Raw genomic sequence first — 18,424 nt, 5'->3', positions numbered from 1 at the left:
TTGAGATCGTTCGCCAAACTACTATTCATTGTCATTCTGTCTTCTGCTTTATTCAGCAGTGCGAGTACATACGAAATTGCGGACCTACCACCACAGCACAGTTTAAAACCCATAACCAGTTTACCATCTCAACATATTATTAGATCATACTTTCAACTTAAAGCGTAATTTGTAGCATTTTTTGAAAAAAAAAGACCGCTTCCTCAATAGAAGCGGCAAAAAAATGGAGATTGAAAAAGGTACTGTCAAAATCAGAAATACAATAGGGAAAAGGATTGGAGCCCATTCAAAGCTCCCATAAAGAATCAGTTAGAGAGAAGCTCCCACACTGACTATTCCTTATGAATATAGGTTTATTAAAACATATTTGTGAGTTTAATGTATTCGTGATAAGAGCTGATTTACGGTTGTTTTCGTGTGAAAATCTACGCTTTTTATCCTTTTTTTCGATAAAATATAATTATAAGAATATTTTTTAGGATGTGATGTCTTGGATGTTTTAGCCATTGGTGAGAAAATAAGGGAACTAAGAAAAGAAATGGGCTATTCTCAAAAGGAATTAGCAAAAGATATTTGTACACAAGCTCAAATTAGTAAGATTGAACAAGGCATTACATACCCTTTGGCCTCGACTTTATATCACATTTCTCAACGCTTAGGAGTAGATGTTAACTATTTCTTTGATATCGGTACAACTCCTCGATTAGATTATGTACAGGAAGTAACAAGACAATTAAAATATGAACGTCGAAAATCTAGGTATGATCAAATCAAGCAGATTGTTGAAACGGAAGAAAAGAATCCGCTGTTTTCTACTAATAAGAAGCATATGCAGCTTTTACTTTGGCATAAGGGGATCTATATTTACCATGTTCATCACGATTTCAAACGTGCTGTCGAACATCTTGACCAAGCCATTTTGTTAACCTTTAATAAAGTTTGGTCAGAACGTGAGATCGAAATTTCATTGAGCAAAGGTATTTTTCATTATGAAGAGAATTTAGTGAAAGAGGCGCTCTCTATATTTTTAGCAGCCGAGAAACATTTAGGAAATGTAATTTATTTACAGGATGATACAATTAAGGCAAGACTCCTTTACGATATTGCGAAAGCCTTATCGAAGCTTGGACAATATGATCAATCGATGGACTATTGTCAAAAAGCGATTGATTGGGCGATTGAAAAGGATAATCTTTATTTATTCGGCGAGCTGTATTATCATATTGGCTACAATTACGAGCTTAAGCATGATTTTGTCCTAGCAAAAAGATATATGGAAAAATCATTGCTATTTTTCGACTTATTAAAGGATGATCGCTATATTTCTTTTATTAAAACAAAAATTTCAAAATGGCTATAGATTTCGTGTCACATTCTGTTGAATACTAGTATGATTCACTATTTTTATATGTTAAAATAGGTTCATATATTAGTAAATTAAGGAAGTGACATAAGTTAATGAAGAAGCAAGTAGCTACCATTGCAACCGCTGCCTTCTTATCTACTACGATATCGACAACGGTTTCAGCGAATACATATGTAGTAAAAAAAGGCGATACACTTTCTGCCATTGCCAAACAGCATAATACAACAGTTCAAAATTTAAAAACGCTTAATCAATTAACTTCCGATCTTATTTATATTAATCAAACATTAACGATTTCGGCTCAAGCTTCGAACTCTCCTAATATCCAACCGGTCGTGTCTACTCCTGCTCAACCAAGCAAGTATACTGTTGTAAGCGGAGATTCACTGATAAAAATTGCAAACAAGCATGGCATTTCTTTAGCTGAGCTAAAATCTTGGAACAATATAGAGTCCACACTTATTTATCCTGGCCAAGTGTTTATCGTGTCTAAGTCTGATGCACCGGCTCCAAGTCCTGCACCTACACCAGCGCCTGTACCTATTCCAACACCGGTTATTTCTCCGGCACCTGGAAATGAAGGAAGCATCTACACGATTAAAAGCGGCGATACTCTAGGAGCAATTGGACATCAATATGGACTATCTGTTGCTGATTTAAAAAGCTTAAACAATTTAACGTCTGATCTTATTTTTCCAGGACAAAAGCTAAAAGTAAGCTTCGCCCAGCAGACGACTGCACCAAGCACTCCAACTCCTGTTCCTGTCAATAACCCGCAGACGGCAGCTCCAGTAGGCAATTTTGTAAGTCAGATTGTCAATATTGCCAAGAGTCTGAACGGAGTCCCTTATGCATGGGGCGGTTCATCCGTTAGTGGATTTGATTGCAGCGGCTTTATTTATTATGTGTTTAACAAGGCAGGGAAATCGATGAATCGATTATCGGCTGAAGGCTATTACGATCGCTCTTATTATATTGATTCTCCTCAGGTAGGAGATCTTGTATTCTTTGAAAATACATACAAACAAGGAATTTCTCATCTAGGGATTTATGTAGGAAACAATGAATTTATCCATGCTGACTCTAGCGGAGTCCGCATTACAAACCTAGACAACCCTTACTACAAACAGCATTTTGAAAGCTTTAAACGGTTTTACTAAGACCTTCTTTTAAAAACAAGACAAAAATCATTGCGATTTTGTCTTGTTTTTATAGGTAGATTATTCTGCTATATTTAAGCTCTCTATATCCGTTACTTCTTCTTTTATCAATTTTTCAAGTTTTCTAGCCAAGTCATCGAGCTGGCTAAATTCAGTAAGTAGATAAAAATGAGAATGTATATGGTCAGGTAGCTCTAATTTGTTATCTACATGAACTTCAATGCCGACAACACCTCTTTTATCATGGAGGAAAAATCTCATGGATAAATAATGTGTTTCGTTTTCTTTCACATCACCTGTAATCCAAGTAAATTCATTTTTTCCAAATTGATTTACAAAGGTGACAAGCCCTTGCCGAAGTTCCTCTAACAGGTGATTATCTAAATAAAAATCAATGCTCACACTACCATTCTTTGCAATCAATTTAAGGTTTACTTCAAAAAAATCAATATCCGTCCAAATTTTTTTTAATCGAAAGCTAGTTTCAGCCAATGAAAACACCTCAACTTGCGTTAATATATACTGTTAAAAATAGTACATTCCCATTACTTTATCTACCTACCTTTAACCTTAAACTTCTAAACTTTTGTTTTTTATCCGAAAATAGCTTAAACATATAATAGATCCATACACCTATTATGCCGCTAAAAGTATTCAAAATAACGTCATCTATATCCGTCGAACGAGCGGTCAAACCAATTGTTGTTTCAATGAATTGGATAAGTTCGATAAGGACTGAAACAGAACACATTACGATGATCAGCTTTATTGGATTTCTTATTATACCGAGAAACATTAGCGCAAAAGCAAAAGGTGTCATTAATAAGGCATTTCCTAATATTTGAATAACCGTAACGGGCGTAAAGGTATGTAGATTCCAGAAAAAAGTATCTGAAATGGTTTTAAAAGGAATTAAGTTTAGGTTATAAAATTGGATCGCTGGGTGACTAACCAAGTATTCAGTATGTAGATAATAAGATAACGGGACATAGGTTACAAGATGGTGCAATATGAAAAGATACACATGAAATGAAAACAGAACGACTAATTTATACAATGTGTTCACTTCAGATTTTTTGATGAAATATATAACGATTGCTGTAATAATAGCTCCGTTGAAACAAAACTCCATCAATTTTAAATATACTGCTTCGCTTTCTTTTATGATCGTAACTGATCCGATCAGAACATAAAAAAGCGGGATCAGTAGAGAGAACCATTTCATATTTTTTGGCATGAAAACAAACAACCTTTCCTTTATAAAGACATTCAATATATAGACAGTCCTTTTAAAGGAAAGGTTTCATATTGTTTACACCTATTTTATCAAAAATGGATCGAAAAGGATTTTGCAGGTAATTTGATCCCTTTTACAAAAACAAATTATGATTTTAGCTTTAAAAGATTTTCCTTAAGAACATTTTTTCTAAATAAAGCTGCCCCTAATAATAAAAAAGGAGGAATATACCAACAGTTAAAGCATAAGACACCCAGTTTTTGTCGTTTCAAATTCATACATATAGATAACATCTGTCATTAAAGGGTAGTTACAAGAATAAAAAGCGATACCCTTTGTTTAAGTATCGCAGCTGTTCGTTTAGTTTTATTTATAATGAAAGAAATCAAAATATTCGCTTATAGTTTTGCTTTTAATCGTCCTAACTTGATTGATGAAAAGCTTTCATTGCCACATCTAGTGCTGATGCAGCTCTTGGCCATCCAACGTAAAAACTAAGATGTGTGATGGCTTCAATTAATTCTTCTTCCGTCAAGCCGTTATCCTTGGCGAGATTTAAATGATAATTTAACTGATTCAGATTTTCGCTAGACACTAATGCAGATACAGTGATTAAACTACGGTCTCTTAGTGATAGATTTTCCCTTCTCCATACATCACCAAAAAGTACATCTTCCGAATACTTTACAAATGCAGGTGCTAACTCCCTTAATTCTTTCCCTATACTAGGTTTAATAAGTTTGTGCATGTTTATTCCGCCTTTCTTATTTATAAGATCATCTGGGCATATCCTTGACCAAAAGACCAATCTTCTAGTTCTGTTTCTAATAGAACGATAAAAATATTTTCTTTGGCGACTTTACAATTCAAAAACAACTTATCGTTAAGTTTCTTATATAGTGATTGTTTTTGTTCTCTCGTTCTTCCTGATCCACACGTAATTTGGATATAAAGGAGCTGCTCTGTTCGATTTTTATCAAGAAGATAATTTTTGTCGAAATAAAATTCTTCTTTTTTATGGGAGTGAAAAACCTGAAAATAATCTTTTTTTGGAACATCGAATTCCTCAATAAGGGCATCCAATATGTTTTTACTTATTAAATGTAACTTTTTCTCATTATACTGTTCCTCTTTATAGCTTACTCTGACAAATGGCATTTTTATCTCACTCCAATCCTTTTGTTACTCACATTTTACACCTCGAAAATACATCTGTATAATTGAATTATTTAAATATTATTTTCAAAAATATGAATGGAGATATTTGTAAAATGGACTTGAAGGAATTAAGAACCTTTCAAACAATCCTAAAAGAGGGGACTTTTGCGAAAGCTGCCAAAAATTTAAATTATGCGCAGTCGACCATAACGAATCAGATTCAAAGATTAGAAAATGAAATGGGGTTTAAATTATTTGAAAGAGGTTGGGAAGCGAAGCTAACCCCATCTGGGAAGATATTTGCAAAAGAAATTGATTCTCTTATTAAACATTGGGAATTTGTACTAGATCAATCTAAAGCATTACAAAAAGAAGAGGTTGGAGTATTAAATATAGGGGTAATCGAAACGATTGCTACTTCTATCTTACCGACTATTCTTTCCGAATTTCGAGCAATGAAACCAAATGTATCATGCAATTTTATTGTCGGCAATACAGATTCTCTTAGTAAGTTTTTACGTAATAACACCATTGATTTTGCAATTGGTGGAAAACCATACAAACAAGACATTTTTTCTTTTGAAAAACTCTATGAAGAAGAAATATCATTTATCATCTCAAAGCAATTTGAGTTTCTTACAAACGATATAACCTCGTTGAACGACTTATATAAACAGCCTCTTTTTATAGGCGGTGAAAATTGTTTATATCATATGAGGGTAGAAGAAGAACTTGCACAAATTGCAACAAAACCTTTCTGCTACACAGTAAGTCAGCTTTTATCGATCCCATCTTATGTGCATCAGTTCCCTTCAGTGGGAGTAGTACTATCCTCTTTAAAACTTCCAAATGATGTTGTTAATGTACCTATAAAAATGAGTGATCCTTTTATCCCAATTGGAATCATACAAAATAGAGATAACAAATTTTCATCAAGTACAAAGCAATTATTTTTGGAGATTACTAGGCAAGAATTTTTAAAATAAGCTATTTTTTTCAGCTATCATTTTTTTCGATCATATGTATCTATTTTATTCATTTTACATGATCTTCCTATTTCCCTACACTAAAAGTTAGGAGGTGGGGATGTAACATGATGAAGCAAGACGTTTTAAGCAGCCCTGCTGGTTCTTACAAATGGGTGATATTGATCATTGCGACGATTTCGCAAACCTTTGCTTCATTTGTGATGTATGGGGTTGGACCATTAGCTTCTTTATGGCAGCAGATGCACCACTTGTCACAATTTCAAACAGGTTTGCTTGTATCAGCTGTTAATATTGGACCGATCTTTTCGATGCTGGTTTTTGGAAACTTGATGGATCAATATGGAGAGCGATGGATTGTTGGGCTTGGTTCTATCCTGCTAGGGGCGAGTATGTTTCTTGTCTATACCGTCACCCATTATGCTTTTCTACTTATTATTTTAATATTTGTCGGCATATGGTATGGTCCTGCACAGCCTGGTGGAAGTAAGGCAATTGTAAAATGGTTTCCTTCTCGCCAAAGGGGACTTGCGATGGGCATTCGTCAGACAGGTATACCGTTTGGGGGAGCTTTAGCCTCCATGAGCCTCCCTCTTATCTTCAGTGAATACGGATTTTCCTCTGTTATCTTTTTACAAGCATTCGTCGCTGTCATTGGAGGGTTCATTTTTATCCTTTTTTATCGAGATGAGCATTCTTTAAGTGAAAAAGGAAAAAAAGCTACACTTTTTGTTAAATTAAAAACTGTTCAAGGAAATCATTCTCTTTATCCTGTTTTTTTCATTGGAATCACAATGGTTTCGTTACAGCTAGTTATTGTAGCCCATCTTATGAGCTACCTTTCATACGAGGTACATATTACCTTAAATCGTGCTGGGGTTTTGCTAAGTACTTCTTTAATAGGCGGAATGGTTGGAAGAATTCTGTTAGCATGGGTTAGTGATAAGCTGTTTAAAGGGAATCGTGCTACGCCCCTGCAAATTACGATTTGGATGACTGTATTCGTTGTATTATGTATGAGTTTTTTCCTCTCTTACATGCCTTTTTGGCTACTTACTGTTTCTTGTTTTTGGCTCGGTTTTTTAGGAATCGGGTGGTATAGTTTATTTATTGTCTTAGTTTCCGAGAAATCTGATCCACGCTTTATCGGATTGACTGTTAGCTTAGCATTAACGTTAAACCAGTTTGCGATCGTGCTTGCACCTGCTATTTTTGGAATTCTGGTCGATACCTTTCATAGTTATGCCATTGCCTTTAGTGCGTTGGCTATAATTATTGCATTCGGCGGAGTATGGTTTTGGATAAATGAGCAGCGTAAAGTGCTATCTTAAGTTTATCGGCGAAATTTAGCGTTTTATCGGCGAAATCTTGGGGTTTATCGGCGAAATATTTAATTTATCGGCGAATTTGAACATTTTTTCGGCGAAAATCAAAATTTATCGGCGAAACCCCATTTTTGCATACTTCTTAAAAAGTAAGAAAGTATTTTCTAGTCTTTAATTCCCCCTCGTATTGAAGGTTCATTGAATGAAAGATTCTTTTTACAACTGAACCTGATGCTACCTGCAAAAAATCTCGCGCGTCTTTGTTAGTTATCGAAGAGGAAATTAGGAAGCAATAGTCCTTTAATGCTGGGATATGAGCATTATTTGATGTGTGCTGACAAACCGGACAAAGCCATTTCCCATGGATTTTCTTCATTGGGAGAGAGGAGCATTTTGGGCAATGTACACCTTTTAGTAGTTCCTTTTCTGAAATGTTGTATTGTTGAAGTATATTTGGATCATTCGGGGTATGTTTTTTCATTAATAGACGGGTGAGTTTACGGATTTCTTTATCAGTTAGTACTTCATTTGGATAGCGATTTTCAAAGGTACTTATTCTTGTTTGAAGATTTTCACTGTGAATAACTTTCTGAGAAATAGCTGGATGATTTGAAGTAGCTTTAAGGATCGTGCGAGGATTTTGAATGACAACAAGCGCCTCGATAGGAACACTCGGTATCTTGTGAGTAATCAACCAATCTTTCAATTGTCGTTGATGTTGTTTCACTTGCAATATCGGATTCTTAAATCTCTCATCTTTCTCATTAATCGTTCGAATAAGCTGATCAAAATTGGAATCAAATAATAGAATACCAGATATATTTTTTACCTCAAGAATTAAAATAAACCGTGGAGAAAGGATTTGAATATCCATCTGAAAAAAATTCTTGCCATTGAAAAGCCTGAGATCATGGAAAATAAAGTATTTTTCATCAGGTAGAAAATTCAAATAATAGCCCAAATCCTTTTCTCCATTGTAACCGGCTATCTGCCTTGCTAAATGATCTTTTACAACTTGATAGTTTAGATGTTGTTCAGGTAATCTTTTCAACAAAGTTTCCAGCTTTTTCACGTGTAAAGGTATTTCTAGCTTTTTTACAATCAATTTATCATCTCCTTCTACAAGAAAATTCGCCATTGTTCTGAATTTTTCCTGCATAGCATCTATTGTTAACTAAATTACAAGACTTTTCCCATGGGGAATAAGAACTGCAATGTCTGGATAAGGGGTACACGGTCAAGGACGTACATCCATATAAATACCATCTTCTTTCATAATTCAAAATATCTTTTAAAAAAAATGACGCGAAATATACATTTTAATTGCGTTATTGATATGGATAGTTGACTACTCCCACTGTTAACAAAATAAAAAAGGGCTACAGCAAATACCCTGATCTTTACATTCTGAACTTTTTCAAAAAAAGAGGCCACTCTTTTGAGTGCCCCCATTTACTCTCAGTTTATTCTTTCAATTTAAGTTCTATAAATATTTTCACATTCTTTAGCTGTTGGCTGATAAAAACAGTGAGCTTTAAAACGTCCTACGTGCGGCTGATTATACCACGTAGGAGGACAAGCGCCCGGCGGTTTAAAATACCATAAACTAAACTTTGCCGGCCAGAGTCTCTCCCCTTTAACAACTCGCCGAGCTAACCGCCTTTCACTTTCTCTTGCTCCTTGATAGAAATACCCTTTTATAGTTGCTTCAAATGCATGCGGTTGAAAAACCATTTGCCGAACGGAACGGAGCCCTTTAAAATCACTACAATTAGCTCGGATTCGGTTAATACCTACATTCCCAACCATCAACATACCCTGTAATCCTTCTCCTTCAGCCTCAGCCCGAAGCAACCTTGCTAAGAGATCAATATCAGCTTGATTATGAGCTACAACTGCCATGACTTCACCCCCATTGTATATATCTTTCTATAATATTGCTGTAAGGCTATGGTCATGACAATAAAAAAATTGGACAAATAAAATAATTTTTCAAAGTAAATTTCTTTTTAGTAAATTAACTGAAAAAGTCCATTATTTTTGAAAAAATCACGTTAAAAAATCTTTTTTCGGCATATTCAAAATCTTCTTTGTGCAATTTTCTGTTTAATTTAAATTTATTGTTCTTTTAAAGGATCGATTAGTCAGGAGCTAAAAAGATAAGGTTGATTTCCCCTCTGCTTCTCTTGTTTTACCATTTAACAAACGCTTTATTTTCTGTTCTGTTTCTCCCTCTTGGCTAGGCTGGTAGATCGTTAATTTTAGTTCAGGTGCATCGTATACCTGAAGAGTAATATGGTCCATGACCATTTCGCCGACTAAAGGATGCACAATTGTTTTTTTGCCAAAAGGGGTGCCAAAAACTTCATGTTTTGGCCACCATGTGCGAAACTCTTGGCTTCTTTCAGTAAGTTCCTGAATCATTTCTTTAAACCACTCATCTCCGATAAAACGTGTATAGGCTAAACGAAATTGAGCGATTAAACGCTGCGCATGATCTTCCCAGTTAAGAAATAGTTCTCGATATTCTTTTGATGTAAAGCAGCGCCAGACTGCATTAACATCTCGCACATCCATTTTGCTAAAATCCCCAAAAACCGCTGAAGCTGCTTTATTCCAGTTTACGATGTTCAGTTTTTCATCTGTTACATAGGTAGGACAGAATTCTAGCTGACGCAATAATTGATTTACAGCGCTATTTACACTTTTAACGAGCGGTTTTCCCGCCTTTGATATGAATGGCTGATTCGCTAATAAAAATAGATGCTCTTTTTCTTCTTCCTTTAACCTGAAAACACGCGATAACGACTCCAATACATCTGACGATACTTGAATATCACGCCCCTGCTCCAACCATGTATACCACGTGATTCCGATCCCTGCTAATTGAGCGACCTCTTCTCGGCGCAGTCCTTTTGTTTTCCTGCGTGGTCCAATCGGCAACCCAAAATCTTGAGGGGATAAACGCGACCGTCTTGTTTTTAAGAAATCACCTAGTTCTTTTCTTCTTTCTTTGTCACCTAACATTGTAATCCTTCCTTCTATAAGTGGTATTTTTACTACTAGTATTCATACACTCCTATTCCTATTATAACTCTTCATCTATTCTTGTAGATAAAGGAGGTAAAAATGTGCTTACAAAAAAATTGGTGCTCGTTATGGCTGTAGTATGCGGTTTTACAGTTGCGAACGTGTATTTAAATCAGACACTTTTAGTTAGTATGGCAAATACTTTTATGTTTCTGAAGCAAGCATAGGAATTGTCGCTACGTTAACTCAGGTTGGTTATGCTTTCGGAAATCTTTTTTTAGTACCATTAGGGGATATTTTTGAACGAAGAAGATTGATCCTAAGCTTATTATCAATTGTATCAATCCTTTTAGCATCTGCTGCTTTGTCCATGAACATTACTTGGCTGATTGCCGCAAACTTACTTCTTGGATTTGTAACCATTGTTCCTCAAATTATTGTTCCGCTTGCCGCTCATTTAGCTTTAGAGAGTAATAGAGGAAAAGTGTTAGGAAATGTAGCGGTTGGCTTAGTGTGTGGGATTTTTGGAGCGAGATTCATAAGTGGTTTTGTTGATTCTCATTTCGGTTGGCGATTTATGTATTGGGTTTCTTTTGCAGGCACCATCATCGTGATCGTTTTAATTGCTATGTATCTTCCAAAAATCAAAGGAAATCATTCATTATCGTATAAAAAACTACTTGTCTCGTTAGGACCTCTATTTATGAAGGAAAAAGTTTTACAAAAAGCTTGTCTTAGTCAAGGAATGATGTTTGGAGCATTTAGTGTATTTTGGACCACCCTTATTTTTTTATTAAGCAGCCCTTCCTATTCATATGGAAGTAAAATGGCAGGTTTAATCGGCTTAGTGGGAATAGCTGGCGCGTTTGCCGCACCGATCATTGGCAGAATCATTGATCAAAAAGGGGCTGCATTTGCTAATGCATTATGTATGTCACTATCTCTTATCGCTTTTCTCATTTTAGTATTGTTAGGATATTGGTTACCAGGGTTAATGATTGGCTCCTTATTCGTTACTGTTGGAACACAGGCAAATCAAGTTGCTTGTCAGGCTAGTATTTTTCAGCTTTCTCCTGAAAAGAGAAGCAGATTAAATGGGTTATACATGGTATCTACATTCCTAGGAGGAGCTTTAGGATCATACTTAGGTGTACTTGCTTGGAGCAAATGGCATTGGTACGGTGTATGTTCAGTCGGGATCCTCATGATTGGTATTGCTTTTAGCTCCTTAATTAGTTTGTCTAAACAAAAAAGATTCGTAGAGAAAGGAAGTAATGTGTAATGAATAATGAAAATTATTATAAAGGCTTAGAAGTGCTAGCAAAAATTGATCCGGATAATTATGAAAATATAGTTGAATCCTTAAAACATTCCATATCTCCTGATTTAGGAACATTAGCAGTAGAATTTAATTACGGCCAAATCTTTTCTAGACCAGGATTAGATTTAAAATCTCGCCTTCTAGCAACCGTTGCTGGTTTAACTGCTATAGGCAATACAGAGCAATTAAAGTTTTATATTAACGGAGCGCTAAATGTTGGATGGACTGAAGAAGAAATTGTGGAAGCAATGATGCAAATGATCATTTATGCAGGCTTTCCAGTTGCATTAAATACCATTTTAACAGTAGCTACAGAGGTTTTTACTGCCCGTCGAAGTCAGGTAAGGGAAGAAAAAGGGTAAAATGGATTTTGGATTCTCAGCAGCAATTGAGCCGCTTATTCTAAAGCGGCTTGTAATTATTTGTGTTATTAAAATGGATAGGTAAGTGTTTAAAGTTATCTTTACATTCTGACCTTTTTCCCCAAAAAAAGAAAGCCATTCATATGAGTGCCCCATTTACTCTCAGTTTATTTTTTCTATTTACATTCTATAAATACCTTCACATTCTTTGGCTGTTGGCTGATAAAAACAGTGAAGTTTAAAGCGTCCTACGTGCGGCTGATTATACCACGTAGGAGGACAAGCGCCGGGCGGTTTAAAATACCATAAACTAAATTTTGCCGGCCAGAGTCTCTCCCCTTTAATAACTCGCCGAGCTAATCGTCTTTCACTTTCCCTTGCTCCTTGATAGAAATACCCTTTTGTAGTTGCTTCAAATGCATGCGGTTGGAAAACCATTTGCCGAACGGAACGGAGCCCTTTAAAATCACTACAATTAGCTCGGATTCGGTTAATACCTACATTCCCAACCATCAACATACCCTGTAATCCTTCTCCTTCAGCCTCAGCCCTAAGCAACCTTGCCAAGAGATCAATATCAGCTTGAGTATGAGCTACAGCCATGACTTCACCCTCCCATTGTATATATCTTTCTATAATATTGCTGTTAGGCTATGGTCATGACAATAAAATACTTGGACAAAGGAAACAATTTTTTAAAGTAAAATTCTTTTAAGTACAGCATGTTATATTTATTTTTTAACAGGCGAAAAGACCTATCCTCAATGAGAGGGTGAGTTGAATCGCCTTTATTTAGAGAGATTAAATAAGATGCAAATAATCCAAAATATTTTTCCCAATTAGAAATAGAGTCACAACAATAAACAATATTCTTACATATGATACTCCTTGTTTAATAGCAAAGTTTGACCCCACTAAAGCGCCTAGTATCATTGCGATTCCCATTGGAATTCCATATGAAAAATTGACCATATCAAAATATAAAAACATAATGAGTGCCGCAATATTACTACCAAAATTCAAAACCTTTGCATTGCCCGCTGATTGGATAAAATCAAAGCCAATAATGAGAAAAGAAAATAACAAAAAAGAACCTGTCCCCGCTCCAAAAAACCCATCGTAAAATCCAATCGTAAATACCACTACTGCAAAGATGATTCCCCTCTGCAGATTCATCCCTTTGTACTTAGCATCTTTTCCCCAATCCTTTTTTACGATCGTGTAAATGGCTACTGCGATTAGTAATACTAAGACTAATGGTTTTAACACCCCTGAGGAAACATGTCTTACAACATAAGCACCCAATAAGGAACCAATAACCGTTAATGGAAATAGCTTAGAAACGAGTGAAAAATTTACTTTTCCTGATTTTATAAATGATATCGTGCTGGTTAAAGAGCCCATTGAGCCAGCGAGCTTATTCGTAGCAATGGCTGTTGAGGGCGGCAATCCTAAAAACAGCAGGGCTGGAAAAGAAATAAGTCCTCCTCCCCCTACTACTGAATCGATAAATGCAGCCAAAAAACCTGCTAGTACTAAAAATCCTAATGTGTAAAGATTGAGATCTTCCATATGTACCCCTCCATTATAGTAACCCCTATAGTAGTAACTATAATGATGGTAACAAATAAATACACTTTTGCCTATCATTTTTTTGAAAATAAAGGAATTAATTTAGTGCATTTACCTCAAGAATATTTACTTGCTGTCTATTCAACGTTACTATTGTTTTAATAAATGATTAGAAGCAGGAAGGTTACGATGGATAAAATTTTACAAAAAATACAGTTGCTTGGATTTAACCAATATGAAGCAAAAGCATATGTTGCGTTAGTCTATTTAGGGACGTCAAGCGCATACCAAGTAAGCAAACAATCAGGGATTCCCCGAGCACGAATTTATGAAGTGCTGCAAGGATTAGAGGAAAAAGGGGTGGTTTTGAAGGAGGAAGTAAACGAAGCTGTCCTTTATTCTCCTTTGCCAGTTGATGTTTTTTTAGAATCAATTAAACGAAATTGGAATGAAACCTACACATTTGTAAAAAAAGAACTAACACAGCTTGAGAAGAAGGAGCCTAAGGCAGATCCTCGTGTGACAACCATTAAAGGGGAAGATAATCTTCTTTCCTTCTGTCGAATTTTAATTCGCCGGGCACAGCACAGAATCATATTATCTATGTGGGATTCGATGTACGAACGGCTTAAAGAGGACTTAGAAGAAAAACAAAAAACCTGCACCATTAAAGGAATTGTTTTTCAAGTTGAGGATCCATTACCTGAATTGATCGTTCATCGCCAAACCAAATATGTAGAAAGTGTAGGTGAAGAGAAGTGGTTTATCATTTCAATTGATGGAAAAGAATTGATTTATGGTCATCCCTTAGAGCAAAAAGGAAATGCCTTTTACACCGATGATGCTGTTCACGTATCGTTATTGGAGGATTTTATTTGGCATGACGTCCTAATCAATCGTTTGATTAAAAAAGGGAAGGACCTTTTACAGGATGGCCAATTAGAACCTTGGATTGCTAAGGAAAGGAAGAAGTTTTTTAAATTATAATCTGAACGTTAGTACAAATAGAAAGAGCCTGTTTTTTATTCGTTCCGAACAGGCTTTTTCATTAAGCTTTATGGCCAGGAAATATGAATTTCCGGTTCCATATTGATTTCTTTTGGCAACTGGGATGAGGCCTTAGGCACTTTTCGCGGCTCATATTTGATTGCTTCAGAGGAGTAAAGTGTAACCACCATACTTCCTCTACCCCCTCTAGCCCGAATCAAGATCGGTTGGTTAAATTTGTTTTGAAAGCAAAAGTCAGGTCCATACCAGCTTACCGTAGCATCCCGTCCAGGTGGGACATAAGGAACGCGCCTGCTATGGGAATAGCGCTGCACGATTCGTAAGCCCGCACGATCTACAGCATTATATAATGTTGATGACACTTGACAAATCCCTCCGCCAACTCCTTCAGAAAATTCCCCTCTAACAATAATAGGAGCTCGCTTATATCCTTTATCCAATGTCCGCATCCCTACAACTTGGTTAAATGAAAAAGTTTCATTTGGGAAAACAACGTGATTGTCAATTGCTTTTGCAGCAAGTGAGATATTGTGCGAACGACTTTTATTGTTAGCATTAAAATACGTCACGTACTGACCAATCTGTTGTACGCGAATGTAAGCAAGCAACTCACTGTCAACTTTCGGGTAAATATCCATTTCAGGTACTTCTACCTTAGAAGATCCATTCCCAAAGAAATAGGTATAAAACTTCTCCTTAAATCTCTCTCTATTAAGTCTGTAGCCTACCTGTTCTGGGACAATGCTTCCCTGTTCGTTAATCACGGCATTTATAGGAGCCCGGTAAATTTTCTGATCAAGTTTGTCGATGAAGTGTTGATATTTTTTTTCATCAATCATTGGCGTACTTGGTATGGGTACTGTAAAGTTTTCACGGTTCACTATCGCAATCGTCTGCCCTTGTTGTGTGACCGTTAAGCTGTCCGGATGCTCAACGGGTTGAGCCAATAATAACAAGAGACCAGCCATCCATATTTGTATCATTAATTGGTATACCTCCCAACAATAGTATGAACAGGAGTATTCCCTTTAATGTACTTCTTCCAACAACACTTTTTAACAAAGTCATTTAAAAATAGGATAATTTACCAGACTACCTTGTAGAGCATAATACAATGTGGTAACATAGTAGTCAAAGGGGAGATCTTATGAACATGTCAGAATGGAATTCCCAAGTTCGCCGGGGAATTTTAGAATTTTGTATTTTGCTGCTGATCAGCAAGAAGCCGCGTTACGGATACGAGTTAGTGACATTGCTGGACAAATGGGAGCCCTTTGCGATAACGGAGGGAACATTATATCCCCTTTTACGCAGGCTGCTCAAAGAAAAGTACATCGAATCCTACTGGAAAGAATCCGAATCAGGGCCGCCGCGCAAATACTACAGCTTAACTGCTGCCGGACATCACTTGTTAGAGATGATGTCTCTAGAGTGGGATAAAGTTACCTCTGCAGTAAATAAAATCCAATTTTACAAAGGAGAGGAAAGTTTATGAGCCCGAATGGGAAATTGTATTTGGATATGTTCTATCAACATTTAAGAAAATTACCAGAGGATGAACGACTGGACGCAGTTCGGGAAATTGAAAGTCATATCGAGGAAGGAGTGCGTAACGGTCAACAGGAGGATGTAATTTTAACGAAACTGGGAGATCCACGAAAACTAGCGAAAGCATATCGAAGCGAATTTATCATGCAGCGAAGCTCTACTCGTTCTGTCAGAAACGTATTCGCTATGATTGGTTTTTATTGTTCAACAGGATTGCTAAGCGTTATTGTCGTTCCAATTTTGGCAACTCTTGCGTACGGCTTCGGTTTTTGCGCAGCCCTTATATTTATTGCAGGTATTATTCGTACATTTGGGGTTACATGGATCCAAATGAACATTGGCCCCAATTTATCCGTCCCACTAGAGTGGAGCATGGTTTACGCTCTAGTTGTAGGCGGAATCATCGGAGGTATCGCTTATTTTAGTTGGAAGTATCTTCGAGTTTATTTGAATTTCCTCGCGGCCAGTTACCGTAAAGTATTACCAGTGAATAAGCAGTAATAAAAACTAAGTCCAAACTTATCGCCATTACAACCAAAACAATAAAAAACCATTTTTCATTTTAAAAATGTTTCTATAAATCATTGACCCGTCAGTCAATTAAGCATAGAATGATATTGACTACCGAGTCAATATCATTCTATGCTTATGGAGGGATTTCCAATGAATGTGGTCGAGTTGCATGGATTAACGAAGGCATATAAGAAAAATCGAGGGATTGAGGACATTACTTTTTCGATCCAACAAGGAGAAGTGTTTGGTTTTATTGGTCCAAACGGTGCTGGAAAGAGCACGACGATTCGAACGCTCCTTCATTTTATTCACCCTACTGGGGGGAGCGCCAAGATTTTTGGCAAGGATATTATTCAGCATTCAAAGGACATTCGGCAAAATGTCGGTTATTTGCCATCTGAAATTCATTATTATGATGATATGAAGGTGATTGATTTATTAAAATACTCTGCTCGATTTCATAAAAATTTTAATCAAAATCGGATGAAGAAATTAGCAGATAGGCTTGATTTAGATTTAGGCAGAAAAATTGAAGATCTTTCATTTGGAAATCGGAAAAAAGTAGGCATTGTTCAAGCGCTTTTGCACGAACCAAAGCTGCTGATTTTGGATGAACCGACTGGCGGGCTTGATCCTCTCATGCAAAACACCTTTTTCGAGCTTCTTTCAGAGGAAAGAGATAAAGGAGCGACGATCTTTTTCTCCTCACACATTTTAAGCGAGGTGCAAAAAATGTGTGACAGGGTTGCGATCATTAAGGAAGGCCGATTGGTTACCGTTGAAAAAGTGGAACAGCTTATCCGCAATAAAGTCAAAACGATTAAGCTTCTTTTCGACCAAGTACCTGGAATCGAATTTTCTATACCAGGCGTAATTCAAAAAAGCACCCACGGGAATGAAGTTACCCTCCTTTATAATGGTGATTTAAAAGTGTTGCTTGCAAAATTACAGGAATTAACGTTAAAGGATTTACTCATTGAAGAACCAAGCTTGGAGGAAGTCTTCATGCATTATTATGAAAAAAGCGGGGTGACGCAGGGATGATTTTTCAAAGAGAATGGAAACGAAATTTGAAGTCGCTCATTATTTGGAGCTTAGTACTCGCTGGTTTAATTATTTGGCTCTTAAGTATTTTCCCTCAATTTGCGAAGGAACAAGCGAATATGCAGCAGCTGTTGAAGGCTTATCCTGAATCGATGCGAAACGCATTTGGGATGAATCAGCTTGATTTTGGTACACTGATCGGCTTTTACGGAGTAGAGATCCATATGATGACGACCCTGCTTGGCAGCATTTATGCCGCACTTCTCGGCTCCAATATTGTTGCAAAGGAAGAAAGTGAAAAAACGATTGAGTTTTTATTATCAAAGCCCGTTTCAAGAACCAGCATCATTTTGCAAAAATATCTCGCTGTGATCATGAATGTGTTTTTGATCAATGCTATTTCCGTACTTGCTAGTGTGATCGGCTTTCAGTTTGGAGAAAGCCCGAACATTCCTTGGAACACGTATTTCTTGTTAGCTCTTGGAACCTTTTTACTTCATTTAACCTTTGCTTCTCTGTCTTTCTTGCTCTCAAGCATCATGCGGAAGACAAAAAATACGCTTTCGATCTCGCTTGGAATCGTATTAGTTACTTATTTTTTTAATATCATGGCTGGTATTTCAAAGAATTTAGAAAACCTCAAATATGTGAGTCCCTTTAAATATGTAGACGCTGCAACGATCGTTCCGGATAAAGCACTCGATCCGCTTTACGTCGGGATCATGATTTTTGTTATAATTATTAGTATCGCATTTTCCTTTATGATCTATCGCAGAAAGGATATTACCGTTTAA

Annotated in this window: 20 protein-coding genes and 1 pseudogene; 11 read left to right on the top strand and 10 right to left on the bottom strand. The window is 36.4% G+C overall.

Annotated features, from left to right (window positions below; translation table 11 throughout):
* The first annotated feature begins 490 nt into the window (after positions 1-490).
* Together FDO66_RS03785 and FDO66_RS03780 are read left to right on the top strand one after the other, a co-directional pair.
* Complete coding sequence (locus tag FDO66_RS03785; RefSeq protein WP_141431059.1) at positions 491-1,360, top strand: helix-turn-helix domain-containing protein; 870 nt, start codon at positions 491-493, stop codon at positions 1,358-1,360.
* Between the two features lie 98 nt (positions 1,361-1,458).
* Positions 1,459-2,526: a C40 family peptidase gene (locus tag FDO66_RS03780; protein ID WP_141431058.1), complete on the top strand. Its 1,068-nt coding sequence runs from the start codon at positions 1,459-1,461 to the stop codon at positions 2,524-2,526.
* A gap of 60 nt (positions 2,527-2,586) precedes the next feature.
* Here the strand turns inward: FDO66_RS03780 and FDO66_RS21170 are convergent, their stop codons facing one another.
* The 4 genes from FDO66_RS21170 to FDO66_RS03760 form a co-directional block, all read right to left on the bottom strand.
* A complete protein-coding gene (locus FDO66_RS21170; RefSeq protein WP_258535562.1) occupies positions 2,587-3,018 on the bottom strand; it encodes a hypothetical protein in 432 nt (143 codons plus the stop codon).
* Between the two features lie 58 nt (positions 3,019-3,076).
* The gene (locus tag FDO66_RS03770; protein WP_141431057.1) at positions 3,077-3,763 is read right to left on the bottom strand and encodes a VanZ family protein; all 687 of its coding nucleotides are present in this window, start codon (positions 3,761-3,763) and stop codon (positions 3,077-3,079) included.
* 421 nt (positions 3,764-4,184) lie between these two features.
* On the bottom strand, positions 4,185-4,511 hold the full coding sequence (locus tag FDO66_RS03765) for a carboxymuconolactone decarboxylase family protein (protein WP_141431056.1): 327 nt from the start codon (positions 4,509-4,511) through the stop codon (positions 4,185-4,187).
* Positions 4,512-4,531: 20 nt separating this feature from the next.
* Complete coding sequence (locus FDO66_RS03760; RefSeq protein ID WP_141431055.1) at positions 4,532-4,921, bottom strand: tautomerase family protein; 390 nt, start codon at positions 4,919-4,921, stop codon at positions 4,532-4,534.
* A 113-nt stretch (positions 4,922-5,034) separates the two neighbouring features.
* Here FDO66_RS03760 and FDO66_RS03755 point away from each other — a divergent pair, with 113 nt between their 5' ends.
* Both FDO66_RS03755 and FDO66_RS03750 read left to right on the top strand, forming a co-directional pair.
* Positions 5,035-5,907 carry a LysR family transcriptional regulator gene (locus FDO66_RS03755; protein ID WP_141431054.1) on the top strand — a complete coding sequence of 291 codons (873 nt, stop codon included), beginning with the start codon at positions 5,035-5,037 and terminating at the stop codon, positions 5,905-5,907.
* A 107-nt stretch (positions 5,908-6,014) separates the two neighbouring features.
* Positions 6,015-7,238 (top strand): MFS transporter, encoded by a 1,224-nt coding sequence (locus FDO66_RS03750; RefSeq protein WP_258535561.1) that lies wholly within the window; start codon positions 6,015-6,017, stop codon positions 7,236-7,238.
* A 136-nt stretch (positions 7,239-7,374) separates the two neighbouring features.
* Here the strand turns inward: FDO66_RS03750 and FDO66_RS03745 are convergent, their stop codons facing one another.
* The 3 genes from FDO66_RS03745 to FDO66_RS03735 all read right to left on the bottom strand — a co-directional run bounded on the left by FDO66_RS03745 (position 7,375) and on the right by FDO66_RS03735 (position 10,259).
* Positions 7,375-8,391: an NERD domain-containing protein gene (locus FDO66_RS03745; RefSeq protein ID WP_141431053.1), complete on the bottom strand. Its 1,017-nt coding sequence runs from the start codon at positions 8,389-8,391 to the stop codon at positions 7,375-7,377.
* Positions 8,392-8,708: 317 nt separating this feature from the next.
* Positions 8,709-9,134 (bottom strand): cell wall hydrolase, encoded by a 426-nt coding sequence (locus FDO66_RS03740; protein WP_141431052.1) that lies wholly within the window; start codon positions 9,132-9,134, stop codon positions 8,709-8,711.
* 249 nt (positions 9,135-9,383) lie between these two features.
* The gene (locus FDO66_RS03735) at positions 9,384-10,259 is read right to left on the bottom strand and encodes a helix-turn-helix transcriptional regulator (protein ID WP_141431051.1); all 876 of its coding nucleotides are present in this window, start codon (positions 10,257-10,259) and stop codon (positions 9,384-9,386) included.
* 131 nt (positions 10,260-10,390) lie between these two features.
* Here FDO66_RS03735 and FDO66_RS03730 point away from each other — a divergent pair.
* Positions 10,391-11,544 (top strand): annotated as a pseudogene (locus FDO66_RS03730) (MFS transporter).
* The gene (locus FDO66_RS03725; RefSeq protein ID WP_141431050.1) at positions 11,544-11,945 is read left to right on the top strand and encodes a carboxymuconolactone decarboxylase family protein; all 402 of its coding nucleotides are present in this window, start codon (positions 11,544-11,546) and stop codon (positions 11,943-11,945) included. Before FDO66_RS03730 ends, FDO66_RS03725 begins: the two are co-directional and overlap by 1 nt.
* Before the next feature lie 180 nt (positions 11,946-12,125).
* Here the strand turns inward: FDO66_RS03725 and FDO66_RS03720 are convergent, their stop codons facing one another.
* Together FDO66_RS03720 and FDO66_RS03715 are read right to left on the bottom strand one after the other, a co-directional pair.
* Positions 12,126-12,548 (bottom strand): cell wall hydrolase, encoded by a 423-nt coding sequence (locus FDO66_RS03720; RefSeq protein WP_141431049.1) that lies wholly within the window; start codon positions 12,546-12,548, stop codon positions 12,126-12,128.
* 198 nt (positions 12,549-12,746) lie between these two features.
* Positions 12,747-13,517 (bottom strand): TSUP family transporter, encoded by a 771-nt coding sequence (locus FDO66_RS03715; protein ID WP_141431048.1) that lies wholly within the window; start codon positions 13,515-13,517, stop codon positions 12,747-12,749.
* A gap of 189 nt (positions 13,518-13,706) precedes the next feature.
* On the opposite strand from FDO66_RS03715, the gene FDO66_RS03710 reads away from it, so the two are divergent.
* Positions 13,707-14,504, top strand: coding sequence for a TrmB family transcriptional regulator (locus tag FDO66_RS03710; RefSeq protein ID WP_141431047.1), 798 nt, complete (start codon positions 13,707-13,709; stop codon positions 14,502-14,504).
* A gap of 68 nt (positions 14,505-14,572) precedes the next feature.
* On the opposite strand, the gene FDO66_RS03705 is transcribed toward FDO66_RS03710, so the two are convergent.
* Positions 14,573-15,508 (bottom strand): VanW family protein, encoded by a 936-nt coding sequence (locus FDO66_RS03705; protein WP_141431046.1) that lies wholly within the window; start codon positions 15,506-15,508, stop codon positions 14,573-14,575.
* A gap of 170 nt (positions 15,509-15,678) precedes the next feature.
* Here FDO66_RS03705 and FDO66_RS03700 point away from each other — a divergent pair, with 170 nt between their 5' ends.
* The 4 genes from FDO66_RS03700 (at position 15,679) to FDO66_RS03685 (ending at position 18,424) form a co-directional block, all read left to right on the top strand.
* The gene (locus FDO66_RS03700; RefSeq protein WP_309475256.1) at positions 15,679-16,020 is read left to right on the top strand and encodes a PadR family transcriptional regulator; all 342 of its coding nucleotides are present in this window, start codon (positions 15,679-15,681) and stop codon (positions 16,018-16,020) included.
* Positions 16,017-16,574, top strand: a complete 558-nt coding sequence (locus FDO66_RS03695; protein WP_141431044.1) for a DUF1700 domain-containing protein — start codon at positions 16,017-16,019, stop codon at positions 16,572-16,574. Before FDO66_RS03700 ends, FDO66_RS03695 begins: the two co-directional genes overlap by 4 nt.
* A gap of 162 nt (positions 16,575-16,736) precedes the next feature.
* Positions 16,737-17,630 carry an ABC transporter ATP-binding protein gene (locus FDO66_RS03690; protein WP_141431043.1) on the top strand — a complete coding sequence of 298 codons (894 nt, stop codon included), beginning with the start codon at positions 16,737-16,739 and terminating at the stop codon, positions 17,628-17,630.
* Positions 17,627-18,424 carry an ABC transporter permease subunit gene (locus FDO66_RS03685; protein WP_141431042.1) on the top strand — a complete coding sequence of 266 codons (798 nt, stop codon included), beginning with the start codon at positions 17,627-17,629 and terminating at the stop codon, positions 18,422-18,424. Before FDO66_RS03690 ends, FDO66_RS03685 begins: the two co-directional genes overlap by 4 nt.

The sequence above is a fragment of the Bacillus sp. 03113 genome, from assembly GCF_006546985.1.
In the GTDB taxonomy this organism is placed as follows: domain Bacteria; phylum Bacillota; class Bacilli; order Bacillales; family Cytobacillaceae; genus VATK01.
This window is presented reverse-complemented; position numbering and strand designations above follow the sequence as displayed.